Raw genomic sequence first — 9586 nt, 5'->3', positions numbered from 1 at the left:
TCCCATCCCATCCCATCCCAAATGCCATGTGGCCTCCGCTGGCAGTTGAACCAGTTTGACAGCCAATGCGGTCCACTCCCTTTGTATGTGCGATGACAATAGGAGAAGGCCCATGTCCTGCTCCTGTCGCGTCTCCTCATCAGATAACCAAATCATCACTACGCGATAGATCCTCTCCCCAGGCTTCAGGTTTATTACTGCCAACCTGTGTGAACGGCCGGGAGGGACTAGGTCCATCTGTGCGCCAAGAACGTCTCCTGCACTGGTCGAGAGGGTAGTGCCTGAATGTGAACGGACGGCTGCTGGCCCCACATCACCATGCCGCCGTTCGGGCTGATCACCTGGCCGAGCAGATAATGCTCGCCCGAGGCGAGATAGACCGGACTATTCCTTTCCACTTCAACATATCAGCGCTCATCAGCTGTGAAATCTGCATCTATTGTCCTGCCAGATGCGAGGCCACTAACCGGTCACTGTTGCCTGTCGTATTGAAACGGCCCTTGTGGGGGCATCATTGCCACATGCCACATGCCACATGCCACATGCCACATGCCACATGGCGTCTGCGGATATGCCGATTGCTTAACCTGCTGCTGGGCCCATCACAGGGGCTTAGCTGAGGTTTCGAATATGGCCGACTCGGCTGAGTTGGAGATAGATCCCGACACGGGCAATTAGTTGCTTATATTTCAGAATTAATATCTGTCTATGCAAAAAAAAATAGAGAGATATTCTAAGTGGGCAATAAATTGCGGTGTTTGAGATGATGAGTAAAACGAGGTTCGATTTAAGTTATTGTTATATATGAACAAAAATGATTGGCATGGTCACTGCTAATAGTTTCGGTTGAGTGTCATTACCGTTCAACCAATCAGGAGCATACCCATGCCAACTCCATGTTATATCAGCATCGAAGGTAAAACCCAGGGCAACATCACTGCCGGTGCCTTCACCTCTGACTCCGTCGGCAACATTTTCGTGCAGGGCCACGAAGACGAGATGCTGGTACAAGAGTTCCAACACATCGTCACCGTGCCGACCGATCCGCAATCCGGTCAGCCCGCTGGCCAGCGTGTCCACAAGCCGTTCAAATTCACCGTCGCGCTGAACAAAGCCGTGCCGCTGATGTACAACTCCCTGGCCTCCGGCGAGATGCTGCCGAAAGTGACCCTGAAGTGGTACCGCACTTCGGTCGAAGGCAAGCAGGAGCATTTCTTCTCTACCGTGCTGACCGACTCCACCATCGTCGACATCGACTGCCAGATGCCCCATTGCCAGGATCCGGCCAACGCTGACTTCACCCAGCTGATCCAGGTCTCCCTGGCCTATCGCAAGATCGACTGGGAGCACACCGTCGCCGGTACCTCCGGCGCCGATGACTGGCGCGCACCGATCGAGGCTTGATGCCATGAGGGAGCACCCATCCGGGTGCTCCTTTTTCGCTATCCAGACAGGGAGGCAAGATGCCAAGAGAGTCGTTCTACCCCGATACCAACGAACCGCACATTCACCTGCACAGGGGCGGCGCCACCTTCACCGACGTGGGCCATAACCATCGGACCCTTGTCCGTGGCTCCCTGGTCTATCGCGGCACAGTGCAGGAGGTCATCGCCGATCTGCAAAACCGTGGTGACAACCGCAGTGTCCAGATTGCGCAATACATCAGGGCCAATCTGGCCTGATCCCGAAGGCCGGGATGACCGGCCTGCTTACCACAATCGGTTGTTTTTCTTCTGCTTGTTCACCCCGGGTGAGCGAGCAAAAGAAAGATCATGACTGAAGATCTGACCGCGCGTCCCATGGGCGTGCGGTAGCCATGGTGGCGAAAAAATGGTGGCCATGGGGGATCTCTCATCCAGCTTGACGTTGCCCGGCAGCATTGTGGGACCGGGTTTACAGCAGAGGCGCGCCAATGGCAGACAGCACAGGATTACAATTTACCGTCAAGGTAGGGGCCCTGCCCGAGAACACCTTCGTGGTGGCCGAATTTGCACTGGAGGAGGCGCTAAACGGCCCCTTCCAGTTGAGGCTGGAACTCGCCAGCGCCCAGCCGGACATCGACTTTGGCGCCGTGCTGGACCAGCCCTGCGAGCTTTTGGTGTGGTACGAGGGCGAGCTGCAGCGGCGGGTCTGTGGTGTGGTGAGCGACGTTGCCCAAGGGGACAGCGGCTTTCGCCGCACCCGCTATCAACTCATGGTGCAACCGGCGCTGTGGCGGCTCTCCCTTCGTCAGAATTCGCGCATCTTCCAGGCCCAGAAACCGGACGAAATTATCTCTATCCTGCTGCAAGAGCACGGCATCACCGACTACGCCTTCGCGCTCAAAAACGAGCACGTCCAGCGCGAATACTGCGTGCAATATCGGGAGACGGACCTCGATTTTGTTAATCGGCTCGCCGCCGAAGAGGGACTCTTCTACTTCCACGAATTCGAGCAGGGCAAGCATCGTATTGTTTTTGCCGATGATGCGGCGGCCCTGACCGCCGGCCCGGAGCTGTTCTTCAACCTCGGCAACCGCTCGTTGGAGCAGGGCCCTTATGTGCGCCAGTTCCACTACCGCGAGGCGGTGCGGACGTCGGATGTGGAGCTCAAAGACTACAGCTTCAAGACTCCGGCCTATGGCCTGTCTCACAAGAAGCTCGGCGCAGAGCTTGAGCATCAGCGGGATACCTACCAGCACTTCGACTACCCGGGCCGCTACAAGCTTGACGGCAGCGGCAAGGCCTTTGCCCAGCACCGGCTCGACGCCCTGCGCAATGACGCCGTCACCGGCTTGGCTAAGTCCAACTGCGCGGCCCTGCTGCCGGGCCAATATTTCTCCCTCACCGAACACCCGAATGGCAGCCTCAATACCGATTGGCAAATCGTGCGCATCAGTCACACCGGCTCACAACCGCAAGCGTTGGAAGAGGAGGGGGGAAGCGGCCCCACCGTCTATCACAACGAGTTCGGGGTGGTCAAAGCGAGCACCAGTTGGCGCGCACGCATCGGCAGCCCGGAAGCGCCCTTTAAGCCCATGGTGGACGGCCCGCAGATCGCCACAGTGGTAGGGCCGGAAGGCGAAGAAATTTACTGCGACAAGCACGGCCGGGTGAAGTTGCAATTCCCCTGGGATCGCTATGGCTCGAGTAACGATCAGAGCTCCTGCTGGGTACGGGTATCTCAAGGCTGGGCTGGCGGTCAGTACGGCATGATGACCATCCCACGCATTGGCCACGAGGTCATAGTTAGCTTCCTCGAAGGAGACCCGGACCAGCCGATCATCACCGGTCGCACCTATCATGCGACCAACCGACCGCCTTACGAGCTGCCAGCCAACAAGACCCGCACCGTACTGCGCACCGAAACCCATCAGGGGGAGGGTTTCAACGAGCTGAGATTCGAAGATCAGGCGGGCAAGGAAGAGATCTATATCCACGGTCAGAAAGATCTGAACCTGCTCATCGAGAACGACGCTGCTTGGCATATCAAGCACGACGAGCACAGGGACATCGACAATGAGCGGGTGACCCGGATCAAGGCCAATGACCATCTCACCGTGAACGGCGAGAAGCGGGATCATATCAAGGGTGACCTGTCGCTCACCGTGGATGCGTCTATGCACCAGAAGCTGGGTCAGAGCTGGCTCACTCAGGCGGGGCAGGAGGTGCACGTCAAGGCTGGCGCCAAGGTGGTGCTGGAGGCGGGATCTGAAATCACCGTCAAGGTCGGTGGCTGCTTCGTCAAGGTCGATGGCGGCGGCGTCACCCTGGTCGGCCCCACTATCAAGATGAACTCCGGCGGCGGCCCGGGTTCGGGCTCTGGTTGGGCTGGAAAATCACCTATCGACCCCCTCGGTGTCGCCGTTCCACCCCCACCCAAGGTACCACTCAGTCCCGCCCAGCTTGCCACCATGAAGAGCGCAGCCCCCTTCTGCGAGGAGTGTGAGAAGTGCAAGGAGGGTAGTTGTGAGATCTGAGGTCATAGCGCTACCCGAGTGGGTAGACGCACATGGGACATCCCCTCTATATGCCCTGTTGGCGGGCGCCAGTGATGCGGCCCCCTTGCAACACTATTACCGGCTCGATGGCCGCCACACTCCCCGCGGGCTTTATTTAGGTACCCCTTATGCGGATTGGCACCCGGTCATGCCCTACCTGGTAGAGCTGGATGCCGGCAGTGACTTTATCGAGTGGGCTGCCAATACCGAGGCGCACGACTGGGGATGCCTGCTGTCGACGGCGCAACCCGTCAACACCCTCTACGCCCATCTGCAGGGATTGACCCAGATCTGGCATCAGGAGAACGCGGTGTTCTTTCGCTACTGGGACGGTGCCTACCTCGGCCCTATTGTCGAGCAACTGGCAGATCGCTTCACCACCCTGTTGCCCGAGCTGCGTGAGCTGTGGGTCGGTGGCCGGGCATTCTCCTGGGAGACATCGGATCCGGAGACTCCTCGTCCCTTTCCCTGGTGGACGCTGCCCGAGCCCCTGGCCGAGGTGTTGGCAAGGCGGGATAGGGGCCCCTTGATCGCTAACTTGATGCAGCAGTTGGCGGATCGGAATGGTCAGCTCTACTGGTCCTTTCCCGAAGCCAACTTGCGATTCAAGGTTGCCCGCTTTGTCGAGCGTAGCAACTTGAGTGATTCAGATGTATTTCCGGCGCTGGAAGCTGCGCTGTGCCAAGAGGTTCAAGCATGAATGATGCCGGCCAAGCCGTTTTCAACCAGGTACTTGCCGATTATCGCAATGCCTTGACCGAGTACCGCAAGGATGCCGAGAGCTTCTTTCTTGGCGACATGCTCAGCATGGACATGGAGCAGACCATCAAGGTCGGTGACAAGACGATCACGACCTCATCGGGCAGCAATAAAACCCAATCGGTCGTGACCCAATGCCCACTGAGCGGCACCCTGCGTCTGGTTCATCTGTTCGAGTCGGTGCGCTTCATCCCCATCGGCAATACCCCATACAAGGTGGAAGCGGGCAAGATGGCCGGCAAAGCTTTCATCTCTGAGGTCACGGTCAAGGAGGGAAGCCTGGATGCCAAGGGCATCGCCGAGGTCGGCCAACTGACCCCAGGTAAATCTTATCGGGTGACCTTCTACCCCAATGTGAAGAAAAGCGATCTGGATACGCTGTTTGCATCCTATGCGCCGGTACAAAAAGACCTGGAAGCCTGGCTCACCCAGGAGTGGAATGGTGAGCACAAGGCGGCATGGGGACGCTACAACGCGACCGGCGGCGGGCTGGCCAGTCATTCCCTGGCCGCAGCCAGCGGCATTGGTAAGGCGCTGGTGGGGGTCTGGGATGATCTCAAGACCATCTATGAGCTATTGGCCGATCCGGTGGGCAATGCCAAGAAGCTGGCCGAGTTCGGGGTTGATGCCGCCGCCATGGCTGAGGCGGGAGCCTCCCAGATGGAGGCGGCCATGCTGGTGCTACAGGATGAGGCGCTGCTCTATCTCTATGCCTACGCACTGGTGAGTTGGGTCAAATTGTTGCCGCCGGATGAGCAGACCGAGTTTGGCGCTCAGGTGATCGCCTCGGTGTTGATCGACGTTATCGTCGGCGTGGTATTGACCGGGGGGGCGGGGTTGGCGGTGCGCTATAGCGTAAAAGCTGCTGGCGCTGCTAAAAAGCAGGCTCGTATGGTTGTGCTTGTGACGAGCCTGATATCCATGTCCAAGAAACACAATCTGGCCCAGCATGCTCAGAGCGCCAAGAAGGTGCTAGTAGCCGGTGTCGCCCCCCTCAATCCGGCCAAGAAGGCGGATCTCAGGTTGGTGGATGGCGGCGCCATGACCGAGGTCGTGCGGGGGACCGCCGCCAAACGCAAGTTCGAGGCTCATACCGAGATCAAGCAGGTCAACAACACCCCGGATGCCTCCACGCCGGCCAGGACGCCATCGGATCAGGCGCATCAGCCCGAAGCCCAGACCTGTACCAACGGCTGCCCCGTCTCCATGGTGACCGGGGAAGAGCTATTGGCACTGGAGGATGCCCAACTGCCTGGCATGCTGCCCTTCACCTTTGGTCGCCTCTACCGGACGTCTGCAGTAGAGCAGGAGTGCGGCATGGGGCCAGGCTGGAGTCACTCCCTGGCACATCGGCTCGAGCGCCACGGCGAGACCCTGACCTGGTGGGATGACGAGGCTCTTGCCATCGAGCTGCCGCTGCCATCAACCACGATGCCGATGGCAACCAATCGATTGTCGGGGGCGGCGGTCTACCTGGGGGATGAAGCCGATGAGGTGATACTTGCCAAGGCGGGCTCTCCGTTCCTGCATTTCACCTGGCAGGGGCGTGCAGGACGATTGACGGCGATATCAGATGGGTATGGCAATCGCCTGACGGTGCGGCCCGATGCCGAAGGACGCCCAAGCTGGATTGAGCATGATGGTGGCCTGGCTCTGCGGCTCGTTCATCAGGACTCGCGTCTCGTCGCCATCGAGTTGCAGCAGTTTGATGGTATCAACTGGCAGCCGCAGGCGATCTTGCAGCGCTATCACTACGATGATGCGGGTCACCTGGTGGCCACTGAAAATGGGGCGGGCGAGGGGGAGCAGTATCGTTATCGCAGCGATGGCGTGATCCTGGAGCGTCGCCTCGCCGGTGGTGCCGGCTTCTTCTGGCAGTGGGAAGGGGAGGGGAATAAGGCCCGCGCCATCCGTCACTGGAGTGACAGCGCCCGTTTCGATGTCAGTTATGGCTGGGATGATGACAAGGGCGAGGTCACCGTCAACAACGCTGACGGCAGCCTGGAAGTGTATCAGCATGACCGCAATGCCCGCCTCGTACGCCAGCAAGACCCGGACGGTGCAGTCACCGAGTTTGACTACAACGACAAGGGACAGAAAATACTGGCCCGCGATGCCATGGCAGCTGAAACCCATTATCACTATGACGATGCGGGGTTGCTCTGCCTTGAAATTTCCCCTGATGGCAGTGAAACCAGCTATAGCTACTGGGATGGTCGCGTTCGCAAAGTGGTGCAAGGTGAGCGTGAGTGGCGCTTCGAGCGCAATGAGCAGGGCGATGTCATTGCCCGGGTTGACCCGCTCGGGCGAGAGACCCGCTATGGCTACACCGCGCAAGGCAAACTCAGCTGGGTGGCACAGCCCGATGGCAGTCGCATCGAACTGGTCTGGAATCGCCTTGGCCAGCTCATCGAAGAGAAGGGGGCCGATGGCGGCCTCACCCGCTGGCGCTATGACGAGCGGGGCCGCCAGATCCTGCAGCGCGATCCACGTGGGGCCATCACTCGTTATGAGTGGGATGCAGCCGATCGCCTGCGGGCAGTGCATCTGCCCGGCGGCGGTAGTCGCCGTTTCGAATACAACCCCTATGACAAGGTGACGGCCGAGTGGGATGAGCTGGGCCGCGAGACTCGTTATGAATACCACGATCGCCTGCATCTGCTCAGCCGGCGCATCAATCCTGACGGCAGCGAACTCAAGTACCGCTATGACAATGCCAAGCTGTTTCTCAGTGAAATCGAGAATGAGCACGGCGAGCAGCACCGCATCCAGTATCACCCCAATGGGTTGGTGGCCGAGGAGACCGGTTTTGACGGGCGTACCATCGCCTACCGTTATGATCTCACCGGCCATCTCTGCGAAAAGGTGGAATTTGGCAAGCAGGGGAGTGAACTGGTTACCAGCTATGAGCGCGATGCCATGGGCCGTCTGCTCAAGAAGCAGTTGCCGGATGGCCGTGAGATCCAGTTTGCCTATGACCAATATGGCCAGCTGACCCGGGTCGATGATGGTGTCTGGCCGCTTGCCTTTGAATATGACAGGGGCGGTAACCTGGTGGCGGAGCATCAGGGCTGGGCCACCAGTTATTTCAAGCACGATGCCATGGGGCAACTCGCCCAGTGGCGACTGCCAGATGGCAACCGTCTCGATTACCACTATCAGGACGGGGCGTTAAGCGGCATCGATCTTAATGGCAGCGAGCTGACCCGCCATCAGGTAGCTGCGGGCCTCGAGATGCGTCGTCGCCAGGGGGCACTGACCCAGCAGTATGAGTATGACGAGCAGGGTCGCCTGACCGCACTACGTCTGCACCGTGGCCAGCAGGTCTCCCGCGAGCGGCGCTACGGTTACGACAGGTCCGGCAATCTGCTGCGTGTCAATGACAGTGCTCAGGTGGCGGCCGGCAATCCACAAGGAGAGCAGCACTATCGCTACGATCCACTGGACAGGTTGCTGGAGGTACGCGGTGAGCTGACCGAACGCTTTATGCATGATCCGGCCGGCAACTTGCTGAGCCAAACCCAGGGTAACCAATTTGAACCCGCACGCACTCAAGGCAACCGGCTGCTATTCAGTGGCGATCGCCATTTCGAGTATGACGAGTTTGGTCGTCTGGCCACCGAGCGGCGCGGCAAAGAGCAGCGATTGGTTACCCGCTATGAGTACGACTGTCAGCATCAGCTGATTGGCGCCGAGCTGCCCGATGGCAGGCGTGCGCGTTATGACTACGATGCCTTTGGCCGTCGCATCCGCAAGACGGTGATAGAGGGTAGCGATGAGCAGGTGACCGAGTTCCTGTGGCAAGCCAACAACCTCATCGCCGAGAGTTGCAGCGACGGGGCTTATCGCAGCTTTATCTATGAGCCTGGCAGCTTCAAACCGCTGGTACAGCTGGAGGGAGAGGGTAAACAGGCCGAGGTTTACCACTACCAGCTGGATCATCTGGGCACTCCGCTGGCTCTGACTCATCATGACGGTCACACCGCCTGGCAGGTGCGATATCGCGCCTATGGCAACGTCTGGAAGCAAGAGCTGGCCGAGGTCGAGACGCCTCTACGTTTCCAGGGGCAATATTATGATGCTGAAACGGGGCTGCACTATAACCGTCACCGTTACTATCAGCCCGACACCGGTAGATTTATTACCCCCGACCCGATAGGCTTGGCCGGTGGGCTCAATAACTACCAGTATGCCCCCAACCCCACCGGCTGGGTGGATCCGCTGGGGTTGATGTTTAAAGCTGCAAATTGTACTTTTAATATTACTAGACGAACATTCCTGAATAATAAATTTGGTCGTACTGGAGATATTAATGCTGATATAAACCAGCGCGCTAGAAAAAAAATAGCATTTGATTTTTATAAAAAACAAGGTTTTTCTGAAGAGAGCATACCTAGTCATTTACATGGGATAGATTTTAGCCAAGACGTTACGGTGGAAACTATCAATAGAGGTAAAAAGGTGTACCAATATCAATCCTCTGGAGCTCCACAAGGGAATTATTATGCAATAAGGGGTAGCACGACACCATCTGAATTAGGGATAGGTGAAATGGGTGAAAATAGGGCGAAAGGTACAGTCGAACTTAAATTGAAAAAACAATATATCTCCCAAGAGAAAACTAAAGTTCTACGTTCAACCTCTAAGGCTATAGATGATACATGGTCCGTTAGAGGAAAGAGTCAACCATCATCGGGTGGGGGAACTCAGATGTTTACTACTGAGCGAGATAAATTTAAAGAGGTTACCAACAATGATATGTGAAAAAGACATTCGACAGATAGCTTTAAAAAATAACTTCTTCTTGGATAAGTTTTCTGATTTCAGTGATTTTTTTTCATCATGGTC

At 57.6% G+C, this 9586-nt stretch carries 5 protein-coding genes; all 5 read left to right on the top strand.

Annotated features, from left to right (window positions below):
- Positions 1-885 precede the first annotated feature (885 nt).
- The 5 genes from hcp1 (at position 886) to BN1137_RS19135 (ending at position 9502) form a co-directional block, all read left to right on the top strand.
- On the top strand, positions 886-1404 hold the full coding sequence (hcp1, locus tag BN1137_RS19155; protein WP_050720118.1) for a type VI secretion system effector Hcp1: 519 nt from the start codon (positions 886-888) through the stop codon (positions 1402-1404).
- A 59-nt stretch (positions 1405-1463) separates the two neighbouring features.
- Positions 1464-1682: a hypothetical protein gene (locus tag BN1137_RS19150; RefSeq protein WP_050720117.1), complete on the top strand. Its 219-nt coding sequence runs from the start codon at positions 1464-1466 to the stop codon at positions 1680-1682.
- A gap of 230 nt (positions 1683-1912) precedes the next feature.
- On the top strand, positions 1913-3958 hold the full coding sequence (tssI, locus tag BN1137_RS19145; RefSeq protein WP_050720116.1) for a type VI secretion system Vgr family protein: 2046 nt from the start codon (positions 1913-1915) through the stop codon (positions 3956-3958).
- On the top strand, positions 3948-4679 hold the full coding sequence (locus tag BN1137_RS19140; RefSeq protein ID WP_050720115.1) for a DUF4123 domain-containing protein: 732 nt from the start codon (positions 3948-3950) through the stop codon (positions 4677-4679). Before tssI ends, BN1137_RS19140 begins: the two co-directional genes overlap by 11 nt.
- The gene (locus tag BN1137_RS19135; RefSeq protein WP_050720114.1) at positions 4676-9502 is read left to right on the top strand and encodes a polymorphic toxin type 46 domain-containing protein; all 4827 of its coding nucleotides are present in this window, start codon (positions 4676-4678) and stop codon (positions 9500-9502) included. Before BN1137_RS19140 ends, BN1137_RS19135 begins: the two co-directional genes overlap by 4 nt.
- Positions 9503-9586 lie beyond the last annotated feature (84 nt).

This window comes from Aeromonas tecta (assembly GCF_000820185.1).
GTDB classification, from domain to species: Bacteria; Pseudomonadota; Gammaproteobacteria; order Enterobacterales; family Aeromonadaceae; genus Aeromonas; species Aeromonas tecta.
Note: the sequence above shows the minus strand (reverse complement) of the source record. Positions and strands in the feature narration are given on the sequence as shown.

Bases quoted from the DNA above. Each gene is read 5' to 3' on its own strand.
- BN1137_RS19135 (WP_050720114.1), top strand. From the start codon at position 4,676: ATGAATGATGCCGGCCAAGCCGTTTTCAACCAGGTACTTGCCGATTAT.
- hcp1 (WP_050720118.1), top strand. From the start codon at position 886: ATGCCAACTCCATGTTATATCAGCATCGAAGGTAAAACCCAGGGCAAC.
- tssI (WP_050720116.1), top strand. From the start codon at position 1,913: ATGGCAGACAGCACAGGATTACAATTTACCGTCAAGGTAGGGGCCCTG.
- BN1137_RS19150 (WP_050720117.1), top strand. From the start codon at position 1,464: ATGCCAAGAGAGTCGTTCTACCCCGATACCAACGAACCGCACATTCAC.